The sequence below is a fragment of the Pelobium manganitolerans genome (genome assembly GCF_003609575.1).
Lineage (GTDB): Bacteria > Bacteroidota > Bacteroidia > Sphingobacteriales > Sphingobacteriaceae > Pseudopedobacter > Pseudopedobacter manganitolerans.
Genome location: NZ_MBTA01000002.1, coordinates 205783 through 221863, shown reverse-complemented (window position 1 = coordinate 221863; position 16081 = coordinate 205783). Strand labels below are relative to the sequence as shown.

Here is a 16081-nt window from a genome sequence, read left to right as displayed (position 1 = left end):
ATGAAAGGCTTTTCCAGAAAATCAAAACAGGCACTGAAACTCTAACCCCCAGCCCCAAAAAATGGCAGTTTGCCACGTTCCTGCAAACGGCAAGATGTCCGTTTGTGTCACAACCGGTTTTTTTGGCGCCCTAACTCCGGAGTCGTGGGCGCTGGAAGCTATTAGATAAAGACAATGGAAAAAGAGAGAAAACAGAACAGAAACCAATGGCTGCACCTGAGGCTGTCCGAGAGCGAAAAGATACAGATCCATAAAGCTTTCCTGAAGACCACGCAGAGGAAGCTGAGCGGTTACGCCCGCAAAATACTGCTGGAGAAACCGGTAGTCGCAACCTACCGCAACGCCTCTCTGGACGGGCTGATGGAAGAGCTGATCAAGCTACGGAAAGACCTGAACGGGCTGGCAAACAACCTCAACCGGACTGTCCTGAGGACGTTCGGATGACGGTAAACCGAGCGTAAACGCGGGAGAATTTGTGTAACGAAACCTTGACGTGCCAGCTGAAAAAGACACGCAGGAAAAGGCGCAAAAGAAAGCAGGATGTCTAGAAAAATCACATAGTTTAGGTGAAATATATTAGGTGTAATGAGTTTTCTAATGCAGATAATATTGGCTGTATTTAACACCCATAAAGAGTCCCAGTCAAACCTCTAACTGGGACTTTGCAAACTCAATTTTAAGAAAATTTCTCCCTTAGATGCGCCATGTCCCGGCCGATTTTAACATCTAAAATCTTAGCGTAATGCTGGGTCATTTTAATACTGCTGTGGCCGAGCATTTTAGAGACGGTCTCTATCGGCACATCGTTCAAAAGCGTTACGGTGGTGGCAAAAGTATGCCTTGCGATATGGTAGGTGAGCTCTTTTTCAATACCGCAGGTATCTGCAATTTCTTTTAAATAAGCGTTCATCTTTTGGTTGCTCAGCACCGGCAGAACAGTTCCTTCTGCAATGGATTTAGGGTGGTCTTCATACTTTTGCAGTATCTTTTTGGCGGGCGGCAGCAATGGGATCCGCGAGGCCACGTCGGTTTTCTGGCGGTGCGTATAAATCCACTCGTGCCCGTCCACACCTTTGATAATTTCCTCCTTTTTCAGCTTTTTTACGTCAGCATAAGCAAGGCCGGTATAGCATGAAAATACAAAAACGTCGCGCACCTGCGCAACGCGCTCAATCCTGAATTCTTTGTTGCTGAGCGCATCCAGTTCTTCCGCCGTCAGGAAAACGCGGTCCACTTTTTTGACTTTCGGTTTGTAGTTCAGCATCGGGTTCACAGTGATCCATCCGTTCGCCAGGCATATCCGGATGATTTTCCCAAAGTTTTTGATGTATTTGACCGCCGTGTTATTTGCGCAGCTGCGCACGGTCCTCAGATAAAAATCGTACTCGGTGATAAACTGGTGGTCTATCTTTCTGATATCCATATCTTTTACGCGGTATTTCCATTGGATAAAGTCAGCGGTATGCTTAAACGATGTTCTGTACCGCTCCAGCGTGCCGGCTGCAAACTCTTTCCCTGTCAGCGCTTCTACCTTTGAATTGTGCTCTTCAAAAACGCCCAATATCGTCCGGACTTTTTCTGTTGTGCCCAATATTTTATCACGCAGGGACATTGTGCTGATTGTCTCGTTATTTTTCGACAAGAACTCCTGGGCGTCATAGATCTTGACCTGCAATTGGTCGATACATCTGTTCAGCATCCTTTCGGGTTCACGGTTTCCGGTGGCGCGGCAGGTTTTTTTTGACCATTTGGAGGGTTCACATTTCCTGTTGAGCGAGATTTCGGTTCTTTTTCCTCCCGCTGTGATCCGGCAATAAACCGGCATAGGGCCACCGGTGTAAGCTTTGGGAGTTTTAAGATAAAAGTGAAGCTGGACTAAAGTACTCATAATTTTGGGATTAAAAGTTAAACAAAAGTATTTCTGCAACTAACCAAAATCAAGATGTTCGATGACTGAACGGCTTCTTTATCAGTGTGTTATCCGTCCAAGTCGAGAGTGCTGCCGGTACTATCTAAATACTCTCGATATACTCTCGTTTAAATAGAGAGTATTTACATATTTTAGCGTTTACCTTAAAATAAAAAAGCCTGAAATCATCTGATTTGCAGGCTTTTATCAATTTTTGGTATCATTACCGGCGGAGAGAGTGGGATTCGAACCCACGATACCCTTTTGGGGTATACACACTTTCCAGGCGTGCTCCTTCGACCACTCGGACACCTCTCCGTTAAGGGACGCAAAAATAAAACTTTATCCCATAAATCTCCCATCAAAATAAAATTACATCCTCTTAATATAAGGATTGCTAATTTGCGCCCATGAATACAAAATTTGAGGCTTATTTATTTGATTTAAACGGAACAATCATAGATGATATGCATTTTCACGCTCGTGCATGGCATGACATCTTAACCAACGACTTAAAATCCGACATCTCTTATGAAGATACTGTATTGCAGATGTACGGCAAAAATCAGGAACTTTTGGAACGTGTTTTTGGTAAAGGTCATTTTAGCCAACAAACTATGGACGAGGTTTCTATGGAAAAGGAACGTCGCTACCAAGCGGCTTTTAAACCGCATTTGAAGTTAATTGACGGATTGGATGTGTTTTTAGAAAAAGCGCATCATGCGGGTATAAAAATGGCTATCGGCTCTGCCGCGATAACCTTTAATATTGATTTTATCTTAGATAACTTAAACCTGCGCAAATATTTTCCGGTAGTAGTAAGTGCAGATGACGTAAGCACCAGCAAGCCCGATCCTGAAACTTTTACCAAAGGCGCCGAGTTACTAGGTGTACAAGCCAGCAAATGCCTCGTTTTTGAGGATGCACCAAAAGGCGTAGAGGCTGCTAAAAATGCAGGGATGCAAGCTTTGGCGCTCACCACTTTGCATACTCCGGATGAATTTCACATCACAGATAACATCATCCGTTTTGTGAGAAACTATGAAGGTTTAGCGCTGCTTTAAAATGTGAGTGCATTGGCCAAAGAATTAGTTTTTGGCCAATGTTGTATTGGCCTAATAAACCAAATGTACAGAAAGCACCATGCAGGGCGTAAAACGGCTAAAGCCAATCTCGTACATATTCATGGCGGTAAGCTGACTGTTAATTACCTCGTACGATTTGATGTTTTCTTTTTGCACCCATAAGGCAATGGCTTGGTTAATATGCGCAGTCATGGCATCCATCACATTATCTTCTTGGAAACTGCTCATTGCTACCTGGCGTTCAAATATTTTAAGCTTTTTCATTGCAATTTTTAGCACAAAATACACAATCGTACAGCCTTAGCAATTTTTTTAATAAAGCTTTACACAATATTTCCGCCGCAACTGCTGCCTGCGCCTGCCGTACATCCATAGCAGTGGTTGTTGATGATAATTTGGCGGTTGAGCAACTCCTCAAAATCAAAATCGTCGATATGCTTTGCCTTGCCCTGCATCTTCAAATCTAGCTGCTGGTTAAAATCACAATCGTAAATAAACCCGTCCCAGCTAATGCTGAGTGTATCGCGGCACATTAGCCCGTTTAACGTAGCCGGATTAAATGCGTTCACCAGCTCCTGCATGTAATCCAAATATTTATTATTGCTTAACAAATAATCGAGGAAACGGCTTATCGGCAAATTGGTAATTGCCAAGAGCTTGTTAAAACTAATGTTGAATTTCCGCTGAAGTTGGCGTTTAAACTCGGCCTCCAAACTCTTTTGGTCGCCGGGCAAATAAGCGCCAGAGGGGTTGTACACCAAATCAATCATCAACCCGCTATCGGCTATGCCATAACCCACGGCGTTTAATTGTTGCAACGCGGCAATGGAATTAGCAAATACGCCATCGCCACGTTGCGCATCTGTACGCAGCGCCGAAAAAGAGGGTAAAGAGGATACCACATGTACTTTGTTTGCCGCAAAAAACTGCGGTAAATATGCGTACTTTTTGTTGGCCATGATAATGGTGAGGTTGCAACGCACCATCACATTTACATCCAAAGCCCGGCAGGCCTCTACAAACCACCTGAAATTTGGGTTCATCTCTGGTGCGCCGCCAGTAATATCAACTTGTTTAAAGCCATACGTGGCGATAAGCTCTAAACAGCGTTCCAATGTTTGGCGCGACATGTTCTCGTCTTTACGGTCGGGACCGGCATCTACATGGCAATGCGCACAGGTTTGGTTGCACAACTTACCAATGTTAATCTGCAAAATTTCTAAAGCTGTTACCGTTATGGCCTCCCGGCCCGCTTGTTTTATTCGCTGCTTAAAGTTTTGAAAATTATCCCCGGCCAAATCTTTTTGCGATAACACTTTTAGCTGGTAAAAATTGTTGCTTAGGCTGTTTCCGCTAGCTTTTAAAGATTTAGAGATTTGCTTAACGCCCATAACTACATTGTTTTCTCTTTCACGTGGTTCATCATCTGCACGCCATAAACCAATGTCGAGCCACTTTTAATCGCCGCAGCTACATGCACCGCCTCCATCATCTGTTCTTCATCGGCACCTTTTTGCAGGCAATCGCCAGAGTAAGCATCAATACAATAAGGGCACTGCACCGCATGTGCTACCGCCAAGGCTATCAGAGATTTTTCTCGTGCAGTTAAGGCGCCGTCTTTAAAAACCTCGCCATAATACTCAAAAAATTTATCGCCCAAAGGCTTCTGAAACTCGGTGATATTTGCGAATTTCTTTAAATCGTCTGCATTATAATAACTTTTAGACATCTTGCTTTTTGTTAAGTTGTTGATGATGGTTACGTCCAAATAAGACGTTTTTATATAACGGATTACCCCTGCAAAGGGTTTTACAGAAGTTAAATTTAAATATACAAATAATAGCAAGCCGTTATGGTAACGGATATGTTTCTTTAAAATGACATGCCAAAGATGTTTGCTTTTCTAATGTATGATAATATGTTCATACATTTGTATATATGAAAACAATCCATGCGCGTAACCTTAGTCAAGAGAAGCTAGAAAAGGCCGCATTTATTTTAAAAACGGTAGCACACCCTCTGCGGCTCTCAATTATCGATTTGCTGGCAAGCGAGGGCCCTAAAAGCGTGAACCAAATTGGAGAATTTTTAGGTTGCGAACAGTCTTTATTGTCGCACCATTTGGCCAATATGAAAATTAAAGGCTTGTTAAAGGCCGAAAAAAAAGGGGTACAGGTGTTTTATTCTTTAAAAGAAACAGATTTAGTGAAACTTTTAGATTGCATGGAAAACTGCAACTGCAATATGTAACCCCATGCACTTATACCTTAGCTATTTTTTTGCATTGTTTATTGGCATTTCATTAGGCTTAACAGGTGGTGGTGGCTCTATTTTAACCGTTCCGGTTTTAGTGTATGCTGCCAAAATAGAGCCTGTAACGGCAACAGCCTACTCGCTTTTTATTGTAGGCTTCACTTCATTGGCGGGCGCGTTGGTATATCTAAAAAAAGGCTTGGTAAACCTGCGTATGGCCTTCATCTTTGCTTTGCCGTCTTTGCTCACCGTGTGGCTTATCCGTAAATTTTTGATACACAACTTGCCCGATGTTTTGTGGCAAAACAGCCTGTTTATCCTTGGTAAAGATTGGTTTTTGATGCTGTTTTTTGCGGTGGTAATGGCGGTGGCGGCTTATAAAATGATTAACGATGATGCCGTAGAAGTATCATCCCCAACTACAGAAACCAAGCATTTAAAAGTTTTTTTAAGTGGCATTGGCGTAGGCATACTTTCGGGTTTGGTAGGTGCTGGCGGTGGTTTTTTAATTGTGCCGGCGCTGGTGTTTTTAATGCGCCTGCCCATGTACAAAGCGGTGGCCACGTCGTTAGTGGTTATCGCGCTAAATTCTTTAATAGGTTTTACGGGCGATATGCTGAGTTTTACAGGCATCAACTGGACTTTTTTGTTGCCTTTTGCAGGTATTGCCACAGTAGGGGTTTTCTTGGGCATTTATCTTAACCGGTTTATTAATCAGCATAAGTTAAAAATAGGCTTCGGTTATTTTGTATTGCTGATGGCGGCAGTGGTGTTTTTTGGGGAAATTTAAGCAGCTAGTTAGATTTGAGATTTGAGACGGGAGATTTGAGGTGCGGGGAGAGCGAAAAACAGACATTAAGGTTTTAAAAAAAATAAATATGAAAATAGAACAAATTTATACGGGATGCTTGGCCACGGCCACTTATTATATAGAGAGCAGGGGCGAAGCGGCGGTAATTGATCCTTTACGCGAAGTAGCGCCATACATCGCGAAAGCGGAAGAAAACAATGCAAAAATAAAGTATGTGTTTGAAACGCATTTCCATGCCGATTTTGTATCCGGACATGTAGATTTGGCGCAAAAAACAGGTGCACAAATAGTTTATGGGCCTACGGCCAGTACCGGTTTTGAGGCTTATATCGCTAAAGATGATGAAGAATTTAAAATCGGAGACATCACTATTAAAGCATTGCATACGCCTGGGCACACCTTAGAATCAACCACTTATTTATGTTTAGATGAAGATGGCAAACCGTACTGCATATTTACAGGAGATACCTTATTTATCGGTGATGTTGGTCGGCCAGATTTGGCCCAAAAATCTGCCGATACCACGCCCCAAGCCATGGCCGGCAACCTTTACGATTCTTTGCGCCGCAAAATTATGCCTTTGCCCGATGAGGTGATTGTTTATCCGGCACACGGAGCGGGTTCGGCCTGCGGCAAAAACATGAGCCGCCATACTTTTGACACTTTAGGGAATCAAAAAGCCACTAATTATGCGCTAAGTAATATCTCTCGCGAAGATTTTATTAAAGAGCTCACCACCGGTATATTGCCTCCGCCACAATATTTTCCAAAAAATGCGAAGATGAATAAAGAAGGTACACAAGCTATTGATGAAGTTTACCAGCGCGGTTTGCACGCCCTACAGCCCAATGATTTTGAAAATGCCGCCAACCAAACTGGTGCTTTGCTTTTGGATGTACGCTCGCCACAAGATTTTGCAAAGGGATTTATCCCAAATTCTATTTTTATAGGTTTAGATGGTGCTTTTGCGCCTTGGGTGGGTGCCCTAATCACCGATTTAAATCAGCCAATTTTGTTGATTGTTGACGAGGGCAGGGAAGAGGAAGCGGTTAAGCGCTTGGCCCGCGTGGGTTACGATTATACCATTGGCTATTTAAAAGGCGGTGTTAAGGCCTGGGAGCAAGCCGGCAAAGCATTAGATGCCGTAGTTACCATTGATGCTAAAGACCTAAAAACGCAGCTGCAACAGCGCAACTTGCACGTTTTAGACGTCCGCCGCCCCGATGAATTTAACGCAGGCCATCTAATAAATGCCGATAACAAGGCGCTGGATTTTATCAATAAATGGACAAATGATTTTGATAAAAAGCAAACGCACTACATTTACTGCGCAGGAGGCTACCGCTCTATGATTAGCTCGTCTATTCTAAAATCGCGCGGGTTTACCAATGTGGTGAACATCAATGGCGGTTATGCAGCTTTAAAAGATGCCGGTTTAAACTTCTCAAACAACTAACTTTACAGTGGTTTGGGTGTTCCCCAATGAAAAATTGGGTCGGGCTGTACACTGTATCTTTTTTTGCCTCCGCACCACTGCCCAAGCAAAAAAAAGGATGCCGTTTCCATCCCTAACACAGCAAATTAATTTTGGGTTTCACATAAAAATCAAATGTTAGAAATTATTAAACAACCTTGGTCCTGGTATGTTGCCGGTATTCTTATCGGTTTAACCGTACCCGCTTTATTGCTGTTGGGCAACAAACCTTTCGGTATTTCATCTTCCTTAAAACACATGTGCGCGGCATGTATGCCCGCTAAAATTCCGCTGTTTCAATACAATTGGAAACATGAAGCTTGGAACCTGTTTTTTGTCGCCGGAATTTTGATCGGTGGTTTTGTTGCCGGCCAGTTTCTGGGCGGAAATCAGCCGGTACACATTGCCGAGCGTACAAAGGAACAGCTGCAGGCTTTAGGCCTTACAGATTTTAGCACTTTGTTGCCTTTGGATGTTTTTGGTACATCGCAAATTTTTACCGTTAGAGGATTGATTTTCTTGGTTTTTGGCGGTTTAATGGTGGGCTTTGGCACACGTTACGCCGATGGATGCACCTCTGGGCATTCGATAATGGGCTTGTCCAACTTGCAATGGCCCTCTTTGGTAGCCACCATTTGTTTTATGGTAGGTGGCTTTTTTTCAACATGGGTGTTGTTGCCCTTAATTTTCCAACTTTTTTAGCGCGGGTTTGTAATGGAAACTAATTTAAATAAGGCACAACCTAATGGCAACCTCTTTTTCGTGAATTTAAAATACCTGGTGTTGGGCGTGTTTTTCGGGATTGTGTTTGTAAAAGCCGAGATTGTTTCATGGTTCCGTATCCAGGAGATGTTCCGTTTAGGGGCATTTCACATGTACGGCGTTATTGGCACGGCGGTGCTGGTGGGGATGCTTTCGGTTTATCTGATCAAAAAGTTTAAAATCAAAACTATAAGTGGAGAGGTGGTGGTTATTCCGCCTAAAAAATTCCACAAAGGGCAAATTTATGGAGGCTTAATTTTTGGTATCGGATGGGCAATTACAGGTGCTTGTCCAGGACCTTTATTTGCACAAATTGGCGCTGGTTTTTTAGCTGTGATGATAACTTTATTAAGCGCTATTGCAGGTACGTGGCTATACGGACGTTTTCAATCGCGGTTACCGCATTAAAGAGATTTTGAGATATGTGATCAAAGACTTGCGGGACGTACAAGAACTTACGACTTTCTAGTACTTGATCAGAAAATCGTAAGTCTGACGGTCCTTCTGGTTTTTACAAATCTTCTGGCTGTAAATGTGTAGCAATGGCAATGCGGTTCCAAGCGTTTATGGCTACCACACACATAATAATTTCCGAAATCTCTTGTTCATTAAACAAGTTTAGCGCTTGTTGGTAGGTTTCTTCGCTTAAACCTTTATGGCTAATCAGGGTCACCTCTTCCGTGATAGCCAAAATGCTACGCTCTCGCGCGCTAAACAAATTGGTTTCGCGCCAAGCGTTTAACAGATAAATACGTTGCTCGGTTTCGCCTATTTTTCGTGCATCAATGGTGTGCATATTTAGGCAAAAAGCACATTGATTTATCTGCGAAGCCCGTATTTTAATAAGCTCTTTTTCAATTTTGCTTAAACTGATTTTGCTTAAAGCGCTCTCCAAAGCTATTAAAGCTTGGTAGGCGCCTGGCTGTAAAGCGGCCATGTTCATTCTTTTTTCCATATTTTATTTGTTTTGCTGATACAAAGGTGAAAATACTGCCGTTAAAAAAACTTAAACTGGTTTAAGAAACACTTTTCAGCTCAATTTTTTGCGTAGTTCGCTCAGGTATTCGGGTGTAAAACCTAAATAAGAGGCTAGCATATACTGCGGTATGCGTTGGATAAAATCTGGAAACAGCGAGCTAAAGTGCAGGTAACGATTTTCTTTAGACAATCCGTGCATAAACATCAACCTGTTTTGGGTGGCCGCATAAGCCAGCTGAAACATCTGCCTAAAATAGTGTTCAAGGACCGGAATATCTGTCAACAGTTGGTCCTGAACGGTTTTAGTAAGCACCACCACCACACTGTCTTCTACCGCCTGTATATAAAATTCAGAAGCGTTGCCCCGCGTAAAACTGCTGTAGTCAGAAATCCACCAGTTTTCAATCGCAAATTGTATAATGTGTTCGTTTCCTTTATCATTCACAAAATACAAGCGCAAGCAACCTTTTTCCACAAAATAGTTAGAACGGCAAACCTCGCCTTGGCGCAAAAGCATTTCTTTTTTGCAAGGTTTTAAAACCTTCGAGGCAGAACTTATTGTTTGAATGTCTGCATCGCTAAGCTTAGAAAACTTTTTTAAATGCTTGCTAAAGTTAGGTGTAATCATGGTTTTGCGGAATTATAGGTCTTGTTTTTGCCTTGCTAATATCCTACATAAGCTAGAGAAAATATCATAAAAAAGGCAACAAAAGCGCTTATACTTTTGTAAAGCATACAGGCATTTTAAAACCTAAAATAAAATTTCCATCTTTTCGCATGACAAATTTACCGGTCTTGGATTTAGCTATCATCGCCATTTATTTATTGGCTATGGTAGGGGTGGGCGTTTATTTCTCGTTCAAAAATAAAAACTCCGAACAATTTACAACGGGCTCGGGCACTATCCCCGGTTGGGCGATAGGTTTATCCTTATATGCTACCTTTTTAAGTAGCAATACTTTTTTAGGCGTGCCGGGCAAAGCTTTTGGGGGCAACTGGAATGCTTTTGTTTTTAGCATATCCATGCCTTTTGCAGCCATTATTGCTGCCAAGCTTTTTGTGCCTTTTTACCGCAAAACGCAAGAGGTATCTGCTTACACCCATCTTGAGCACCGTTTTGGATTGTGGGCGCGTACCTATGCCGTGTGTTGTTTTATACTAACGCAACTGGCGCGTATGGGCTCTATATTTTTTGGCATTGCTTTAAGCTTGCAAGCCCTTACCGGCTATGACATGCAATCTATTATGTTGGTGGTTGGGGTTTGTATTGTGATTTATACCGTATTGGGCGGTATTGAAGCCGTAATTTGGACAGAGGTGGTGCAAGCGGTTTTATTAACCGTGGGTGCTTTAAGTGTGCTGTTTATTATTATCGCAAAAATGCCCGGCGGAGTAGGTGAAATTATCGAGGTGGGCATGGCCAATAGCAAATTTAGTTTAGGTTCTTTTAAACCCGATTTTAGCACCTCTACCTTTTGGGTAATTCTGTTGTACGGCTTTTTTATCAACCTTAACAATTTCGGTATCGATCAAAACTACGTGCAGCGCTATCATACCGCAAAAACCGAGAAGCAGGCTGCCAAATCTTTATGGGTTTGTGTGGCCATGTATGTGCCGGTTTCTCTGCTGTTTTTCATTATCGGCAGTTGTTTGTTTGCCTACTACCACGCGCATCCCGAATTTTTGGACGTGGTACGCAACCAGGCGGCGGCAGAACGCTACCCACATGCTAATGCAACGGAGCTTGCCGGTATAGCCCAAAATCTAAAGGCAAATGAATTTGGCGATAAAGTGATGCCTCATTTTATGGTGAAGGAAGTGCCTACAGGTTTAGTGGGTTTAATTATTTCTGCAATTATGTCTGCCGCCATGAGCACCATTAGCTCGGGTATGAACGCCTCTGCAACGGTTTTCAGCATTGATATTTACAAAAGATATTTTAAGCCAGATATGGCGGAGAAGAGTTTTACGCGCTTGCTTTATATCGCCACAGCCATATTTGGTATCGGCGGAATGGCGGTAGGCATTTCTTTAATTGGCACCAAAAGCGTGTTGGATATTTGGTGGGAGCTAAGCGGCATTTTTGCAGGCGGTATGTTGGGTTTGTTTTTATTGGGGATGCTGAGCAGGCAAACCAAAAACCACTCGGCCATGTTAGCTACCGCGATAGGCGTATTGGTGATTTTATGGATGAGCCTATCGGGAAAGCTCACCGGCGACTATGCATATCTCAAAAGCCCATTTGATAGCAATATGATTATCGTAATCGGTACGCTTAGCATCTTTTTGGCCGGTATCATCATCACCAAAATCAAAAAAAAGTTTAATACATCATCTACAACCTAATTTTTAATTATGAAAGAAACGAAAAAAGGTTTTATTCCGGTAATGCTTACGCCGTTTAATAACGATGGTACCATCGATTATAAAACACTCACCAGCCTTACAGAAATGTATTTGAAGGCAGGCGTAACCGGATTGTTTGCCAATTGCCTTTCTAGCGAGATGTTTGAGCTAAACGATGAGGAACGTATAAAATTGGTGAGCCACGTGATGGATGTGGTAGCAGGCGAAGTGCCTGTGGTAGCAACCGGAACTTTTGAGGGCAGTTTACAACAACAAGCCGATTTTGTGAAGCGCATTTACGGAACGGGTATTCACGCCGTAATTTTAATCAGTAGCTTGTTGGCCAAAGCAGACGAAAGCGACGAGGTTTTCAACCAGCGTGTTCACCAGCTGTTAGATTTGACACCGGGCGTAATGACCGGCTTTTACGAATGTCCCGTGCCTTATAAGCGCCTTATAAAACCTGAGCAGTTGGGCCAGTTTGTAGCTACCGGCCGTGTAATTTATCATAAAGATACCAGTTTGGATATTGGGCAAGTAGGCGCAAAAATTAAGGCAGCAAAAAATCCGGATTTCGGATTGTACGACGCTTATATTGTACACGCGGTGGAGTCTTTAAAAGCAGGCTCGGCGGGTTTATCGTGCATACAAGGCAATTTTTTCCCCGAGCTGATTGTGTGGCTTTGCGATAACTACAATAATGCCACTAAAGCGGATGAAGTGGCAAGCGTACAGGCTTTTTTAGCAGCCAATATGGATGTGATGCACAACGTTTATCCGGTGGTTGCAAAGTATTCGCTGCAAAAGCGTGGCTTAAACATCAGCACTTTTACGCGCAGAAACGTAGGCGATTTTTCTCCGCAAATTAAGCAGGAAGTTGAACATTTATATACCGACTATAACACCTTAAAGCAACGCGTAGGAATTTAGTTAAGCAGGTAACGCTTTTTATAATCAAGTGGCGTTATCCCGGCAACTCTTTTAAAGTGCCTATAGAAGTTAGACACGTTGTTGAAACCGCATTCAAAGCATATCATTTCTGTAGGCATTTTGTCTTCTATTAAAAGCCGGCAAGCGTGGCTTACCCTTATCTCAATCAAAAAATCGTAAAAGGTTTTATTGGTCATCAGCTTAAAATAGCGGCAAAAAGAGGTTACGCTTAAATTGCCGATGGTGGCTACGTCATGTAAAGTAATATCGTTTTTATAGTTGGATAGCGTATAGCTGTAAATTTTATTCAGGCGGATAGAGTCGGATTCGTTGGATTTGTAAAAGGCATGGGCCGATGTAATTTCCTCATAATCATCTGTATGTGCCAAAATGTTCAGCATCTCCAATAAGATGATGAGTTTGTTCAAGCGGTCGGCTTCGGTAGATTGCTTCATTAAAGCCACAACTTTTTCTTTTGCCTCTCCGTTGATGACCATCCCGCGTTTGGCCTTTTCAAAAAGCTTCGGGAGCATAAAAGTTTCGGGCAGGGCCAAAAAGTCTTTGCCAAAACATTCGGGTAAAAATTGGATTACGATAGCTTCAACTCCATCTTCGGCGCCATTTTGGTGGTACTCATCGCTACAACGCCAAGTATGCGGTAAATTTTCGCCCAGCAAAACCAGCTCGCCCTCGCTAAAGTTGCTGATATTGTCGCCTACGAACCTTACACCTTCGCCCTTAATAACGTAGTGCAGTTCCAGTTCGGGATGAAAATGCCAAGTTTTACCAAAGCTTGGGCTGATGTTGTGCTTAACCCCAAAGGAGTTGTGAAGGTTGGTAGAAACTTTGTGAAAAAGCGGTTTCATAATCAATAACTGTTTAAAATTGGTAAGGCAAAAAAACTGTAATGACAATATCCTATAAAGATTTGTCAACATTTATGTATGCCAATATAGAACAAATTTTGCATATTTGAATATAATATTCATATATAAATATTATAAACCAAAAAACCCGTTTAAAAATCTCTAATCTGTATAGCATTTTTAGGTATGAAAGTATATCTGGTAGCAAGTGGCGATTTGCGTTTATCGGCCAACCAAGTATGTTGGGAAGCGCAGCGCAGTATGGAAGAAAAACTAGCCGAGGCATTGCGGAATGCAGGAGCAGAGCTTATCCGCGCCCACGCTTATGATGAAGAAAAACAGCACGGATTTATCGACAGCCAGAAAATGGGTATGCAGGTGTTCAAAAATATCGACCCTGATGCGCCTTTGATCGTTGCAGAAAGCGTGTGGCAATACTCGCACCATGTGTTAGCGGGTTTAACCACGCACAAAGGCCCCATTTTAACGGTTGCCAACTGGAGCGGCGAGTGGCCGGGTTTGGTGGGTATGCTCAACTTAAATGGCTCATTAACCAAAGCCGGCGTAAATTACCATACGCTGTGGAGCCGGGATTTTTCGGATGAATTCTTTCGTGATAAGCTGCAACAATGGATAAAAACGGGCAAGATAGCGCACGATTTATCGCACGTACGTGCTTATGACCGGCAATTGCTTGGCGCAGATGAGTTGCAAACCGGGACCAATTTTGCGAAGAAATTCCGTGCCGATAAAGCTATTATGGGTGTTTTTGATGAAGGCTGCATGGGCATGTTCAACGCCATAGTGCCCGATCATTTGCTTCACCCTACCGGGATATTTAAAGAGCGTTTGTCGCAATCTACTTTGTATGCAAAAATGCTGGAGGTAAAAGATGATGAAGCGGAAGACGTATTAAACTGGCTGTTACAAAAAGGAATGATTTTCAACTGGGGCACAGATGAAGCTACCGAGCTTACGCGCCAGCAAACCTTGTTGCAGTGCAAAATGTACATTGCTGCGGTGCGTTTAGCGGCAGCGTTTGGTTGCGATACCATAGGCATCCAATACCAGCAAGGTTTAAAAGATTTAGTGCCGGCCAGCGATTTGGTGGAAGGCTTGCTCAACAACCAAGACCGTCCGCCTGTTTTTGACGAGCAAGGCCTAGAGCTGTTTGCCGGCGAAGCACTGCCGCATTTTAATGAGGTGGATGAATGCGCCGGTATTGATGCGCTATTAACTTACAAACTTTGGCGTTCTTTAGGCTTCGAGGCCGAAAACACGTTGCACGATTTGCGTTACGGCGAACATTTTAAAGGTAACGGGATAGATGATTTTGTATGGGTTTTCTTAATTAGTGGCGCGGCGCCGCCGGCACATTTTGTAAATGCTTATAAAGGTGCCAGCAGTGATAGGCAACCCGCTATGTATTTTAGGTTGGGCGGCGGTTCTTTAAAGGGCATCAGCAAACCGGGGGCTTTGGTGTGGAGCAGGATTTATGTAGAAGAAAACGAACTCCGTTGTGATATTGGCGTAGGCCAATCGGTAGATTTGCCACAGCAAGAAGTGCAGCGCCGCTGGGAGATGACCACACCGCAATGGCCTATCATGAACGCCACGTTAAAGGGCGTTTCACAAAATCAGATGATGGCAAAACATAAAGCCAACCATATCCACGTTGTATATACACCAACCGAGGCTGATGCCTTGCGCGCATGTAAGATTAAAGCTGCCGCCTTGCAAGAACTGGGCATTAAAGTGAACTTTTGCGGCGATGTGTTTTAACAAAGCAGGATGTCATAAAATCAAAAGCATACTCAATTAAAAAAATGATGAAATTTACAAAAATCTTAATAGCTCTAGTAGTCTTTTGCGCAAGTTTTAATACGGTGTTTGCCCAGCGCTCGGACACGGCCTATGTTAAAACCATCCAAGAACGGTCCTGGAAAATTGTGCAACAGTTAAACGTAACTGATCAGGCTAAAGCCCTAAAAGTGCGCGATATTATTGCCAACCAGTACATGGATTTAAACGACGTGTACATTTATCGTGATGCACAAAAGAAACAGATTGAAACTTCTGGGTTGGATAAAGCGCAAAAGCAAGCTAAGCTAGATGCGTTAACCAAAGACGTGGATAGCAAAATAAGCAAGTTGCATAACACATACATCAAAAACCTCAGCAAAAACTTAAGCGACGAGCAGGTGGTAGGCGTGAAAGACGGCATGACTTATAGTGTTGTCCCAAAAACTTTTAGGGCTTACCAAGATATGCTCCCGATGCTTACGCAAGCGCAAAAAGACCAAATTTACGTTTGGCTGGTAGAAGCCCGCGAACATGCGATGGATGCAGAATCATCAGACAAAAAACACGCATGGTTTGGCAAATACAAAGGCCGTATCAACAATTACCTATCTGCCGCCGGCATTGATTTAAAGAAAGAAGGCGATGCTTGGCAAGAGCGGATAAAGGCAGGAAAAAAATAAACCATGAAGTTGGGTTTATATTTAAAAGAAGTTTTTATATTTGAATATCATATTTATATATGATTAAAAAGAAACCTTTTATAAACTATCTGCATTTGCATAGCTATTAGAAGATAATGTCTCATGTTTATTTAATATTTTAGATTAAACGGAGAATTAATTAAACCAACATAAATGAGTATAA

Annotated in this window: 18 protein-coding genes and 1 tRNA gene; 11 read left to right on the top strand and 8 right to left on the bottom strand. The window is 42.7% G+C overall.

From position 1 onward, the window contains the following. The first annotated feature begins 174 nt into the window (after positions 1–174). The gene (locus BCY91_RS03160; RefSeq protein ID WP_182995291.1) at positions 175–444 is read left to right on the top strand and encodes a plasmid mobilization protein; all 270 of its coding nucleotides are present in this window, start codon (positions 175–177) and stop codon (positions 442–444) included. A gap of 232 nt (positions 445–676) precedes the next feature. On the opposite strand, the gene BCY91_RS03155 is transcribed toward BCY91_RS03160, so the two are convergent. Together BCY91_RS03155 and BCY91_RS03150 are read right to left on the bottom strand one after the other, a co-directional pair. Then, positions 677–1888 carry a site-specific integrase gene (locus tag BCY91_RS03155; protein ID WP_120180570.1) on the bottom strand — a complete coding sequence of 404 codons (1212 nt, stop codon included), beginning with the start codon at positions 1886–1888 and terminating at the stop codon, positions 677–679. Positions 1889–2139: 251 nt separating this feature from the next. Beyond that, positions 2140–2227 (bottom strand) — tRNA-Ser (locus BCY91_RS03150). A gap of 92 nt (positions 2228–2319) precedes the next feature. On the opposite strand from BCY91_RS03150, the gene BCY91_RS03145 reads away from it, so the two are divergent. Then, entirely contained in the window at positions 2320–2973 is a 654-nt protein-coding gene (locus BCY91_RS03145; protein WP_120180569.1) for an HAD family hydrolase, read from the top strand. A 51-nt stretch (positions 2974–3024) separates the two neighbouring features. On the opposite strand, the gene BCY91_RS03140 is transcribed toward BCY91_RS03145, so the two are convergent. The 3 genes from BCY91_RS03140 to BCY91_RS03130 are packed head-to-tail and all read right to left on the bottom strand — an operon-like array spanning position 3025 to position 4723. Then, the gene (locus BCY91_RS03140) at positions 3025–3258 is read right to left on the bottom strand and encodes a hypothetical protein (RefSeq protein ID WP_120180568.1); all 234 of its coding nucleotides are present in this window, start codon (positions 3256–3258) and stop codon (positions 3025–3027) included. A gap of 59 nt (positions 3259–3317) precedes the next feature. Further along, positions 3318–4385 carry an arsenosugar biosynthesis radical SAM (seleno)protein ArsS gene (gene arsS, locus BCY91_RS03135; protein WP_120180567.1) on the bottom strand — a complete coding sequence of 356 codons (1068 nt, stop codon included), beginning with the start codon at positions 4383–4385 and terminating at the stop codon, positions 3318–3320. A 2-nt stretch (positions 4386–4387) separates the two neighbouring features. After that, positions 4388–4723 (bottom strand): arsenosugar biosynthesis-associated peroxidase-like protein, encoded by a 336-nt coding sequence (locus BCY91_RS03130; protein WP_120180581.1) that lies wholly within the window; start codon positions 4721–4723, stop codon positions 4388–4390. 209 nt (positions 4724–4932) lie between these two features. Here BCY91_RS03130 and BCY91_RS03125 point away from each other — a divergent pair, with 209 nt between their 5' ends. The 5 genes from BCY91_RS03125 to BCY91_RS03105 all read left to right on the top strand — a co-directional run bounded on the left by BCY91_RS03125 (position 4933) and on the right by BCY91_RS03105 (position 8702). Beyond that, positions 4933–5244 carry an ArsR/SmtB family transcription factor gene (locus tag BCY91_RS03125; RefSeq protein ID WP_120180566.1) on the top strand — a complete coding sequence of 104 codons (312 nt, stop codon included), beginning with the start codon at positions 4933–4935 and terminating at the stop codon, positions 5242–5244. Positions 5245–5248: 4 nt separating this feature from the next. Next, positions 5249–6037, top strand: coding sequence for a sulfite exporter TauE/SafE family protein (locus tag BCY91_RS03120; protein ID WP_120180565.1), 789 nt, complete (start codon positions 5249–5251; stop codon positions 6035–6037). Positions 6038–6125: 88 nt separating this feature from the next. Then, on the top strand, positions 6126–7514 hold the full coding sequence (locus tag BCY91_RS03115; RefSeq protein ID WP_120180580.1) for an MBL fold metallo-hydrolase: 1389 nt from the start codon (positions 6126–6128) through the stop codon (positions 7512–7514). Between the two features lie 153 nt (positions 7515–7667). Further along, on the top strand, positions 7668–8234 hold the full coding sequence (locus BCY91_RS03110) for a YeeE/YedE family protein (protein ID WP_120180564.1): 567 nt from the start codon (positions 7668–7670) through the stop codon (positions 8232–8234). A 12-nt stretch (positions 8235–8246) separates the two neighbouring features. Next, entirely contained in the window at positions 8247–8702 is a 456-nt protein-coding gene (locus BCY91_RS03105) for a DUF6691 family protein (protein ID WP_120180563.1), read from the top strand. Positions 8703–8805: 103 nt separating this feature from the next. Here BCY91_RS03105 and BCY91_RS03100 read toward each other — a convergent pair whose 3' ends face one another. Together BCY91_RS03100 and BCY91_RS03095 are read right to left on the bottom strand one after the other, a co-directional pair. Next, complete coding sequence (locus tag BCY91_RS03100) at positions 8806–9249, bottom strand: carboxymuconolactone decarboxylase family protein (protein WP_120180562.1); 444 nt, start codon at positions 9247–9249, stop codon at positions 8806–8808. 75 nt (positions 9250–9324) lie between these two features. Further along, positions 9325–9900 (bottom strand): Crp/Fnr family transcriptional regulator, encoded by a 576-nt coding sequence (locus BCY91_RS03095; protein ID WP_120180561.1) that lies wholly within the window; start codon positions 9898–9900, stop codon positions 9325–9327. Positions 9901–10049: 149 nt separating this feature from the next. On the opposite strand from BCY91_RS03095, the gene BCY91_RS03090 reads away from it, so the two are divergent. Both BCY91_RS03090 and BCY91_RS03085 read left to right on the top strand, forming a co-directional pair. Continuing rightward, positions 10050–11618: a sodium:solute symporter gene (locus BCY91_RS03090; RefSeq protein ID WP_120180560.1), complete on the top strand. Its 1569-nt coding sequence runs from the start codon at positions 10050–10052 to the stop codon at positions 11616–11618. A gap of 9 nt (positions 11619–11627) precedes the next feature. Continuing rightward, positions 11628–12548, top strand: a complete 921-nt coding sequence (locus BCY91_RS03085; protein WP_120180559.1) for a dihydrodipicolinate synthase family protein — start codon at positions 11628–11630, stop codon at positions 12546–12548. Here the strand turns inward: BCY91_RS03085 and BCY91_RS03080 are convergent. Beyond that, on the bottom strand, positions 12545–13414 hold the full coding sequence (locus BCY91_RS03080; protein WP_120180558.1) for an AraC family transcriptional regulator: 870 nt from the start codon (positions 13412–13414) through the stop codon (positions 12545–12547). The two genes, BCY91_RS03085 and BCY91_RS03080, sit on opposite strands and share 4 nt — an antisense overlap. Before the next feature lie 186 nt (positions 13415–13600). Here BCY91_RS03080 and BCY91_RS03075 point away from each other — a divergent pair, with 186 nt between their 5' ends. Together BCY91_RS03075 and BCY91_RS03070 are read left to right on the top strand one after the other, a co-directional pair. Then, on the top strand, positions 13601–15196 hold the full coding sequence (locus BCY91_RS03075; RefSeq protein ID WP_245988993.1) for a fucose isomerase: 1596 nt from the start codon (positions 13601–13603) through the stop codon (positions 15194–15196). 44 nt (positions 15197–15240) lie between these two features. Then, positions 15241–15897 (top strand): DUF3826 domain-containing protein, encoded by a 657-nt coding sequence (locus BCY91_RS03070; RefSeq protein ID WP_120180557.1) that lies wholly within the window; start codon positions 15241–15243, stop codon positions 15895–15897. Positions 15898–16081 lie beyond the last annotated feature (184 nt).

Coding starts and splice junctions, on each gene's coding strand:
- BCY91_RS03160 (WP_182995291.1), top strand. CDS start 175: ATGGAAAAAGAGAGAAAACAGAACAGAAACCAATGGCTGCACCTGAGG.
- BCY91_RS03155 (WP_120180570.1), bottom strand. CDS start 1,888: ATGAGTACTTTAGTCCAGCTTCACTTTTATCTTAAAACTCCCAAAGCT.
- BCY91_RS03145 (WP_120180569.1), top strand. CDS start 2,320: ATGAATACAAAATTTGAGGCTTATTTATTTGATTTAAACGGAACAATC.
- BCY91_RS03140 (WP_120180568.1), bottom strand. CDS start 3,258: ATGAAAAAGCTTAAAATATTTGAACGCCAGGTAGCAATGAGCAGTTTC.
- arsS (WP_120180567.1), bottom strand. CDS start 4,385: ATGGGCGTTAAGCAAATCTCTAAATCTTTAAAAGCTAGCGGAAACAGC.
- BCY91_RS03130 (WP_120180581.1), bottom strand. CDS start 4,723: ATGTCTAAAAGTTATTATAATGCAGACGATTTAAAGAAATTCGCAAAT.
- BCY91_RS03125 (WP_120180566.1), top strand. CDS start 4,933: ATGAAAACAATCCATGCGCGTAACCTTAGTCAAGAGAAGCTAGAAAAG.
- BCY91_RS03120 (WP_120180565.1), top strand. CDS start 5,249: ATGCACTTATACCTTAGCTATTTTTTTGCATTGTTTATTGGCATTTCA.
- BCY91_RS03115 (WP_120180580.1), top strand. CDS start 6,126: ATGAAAATAGAACAAATTTATACGGGATGCTTGGCCACGGCCACTTAT.
- BCY91_RS03110 (WP_120180564.1), top strand. CDS start 7,668: ATGTTAGAAATTATTAAACAACCTTGGTCCTGGTATGTTGCCGGTATT.
- BCY91_RS03105 (WP_120180563.1), top strand. CDS start 8,247: ATGGAAACTAATTTAAATAAGGCACAACCTAATGGCAACCTCTTTTTC.
- BCY91_RS03100 (WP_120180562.1), bottom strand. CDS start 9,249: ATGGAAAAAAGAATGAACATGGCCGCTTTACAGCCAGGCGCCTACCAA.
- BCY91_RS03095 (WP_120180561.1), bottom strand. CDS start 9,900: ATGATTACACCTAACTTTAGCAAGCATTTAAAAAAGTTTTCTAAGCTT.
- BCY91_RS03090 (WP_120180560.1), top strand. CDS start 10,050: ATGACAAATTTACCGGTCTTGGATTTAGCTATCATCGCCATTTATTTA.
- BCY91_RS03085 (WP_120180559.1), top strand. CDS start 11,628: ATGAAAGAAACGAAAAAAGGTTTTATTCCGGTAATGCTTACGCCGTTT.
- BCY91_RS03080 (WP_120180558.1), bottom strand. CDS start 13,414: ATGAAACCGCTTTTTCACAAAGTTTCTACCAACCTTCACAACTCCTTT.
- BCY91_RS03075 (WP_245988993.1), top strand. CDS start 13,601: ATGAAAGTATATCTGGTAGCAAGTGGCGATTTGCGTTTATCGGCCAAC.
- BCY91_RS03070 (WP_120180557.1), top strand. CDS start 15,241: ATGATGAAATTTACAAAAATCTTAATAGCTCTAGTAGTCTTTTGCGCA.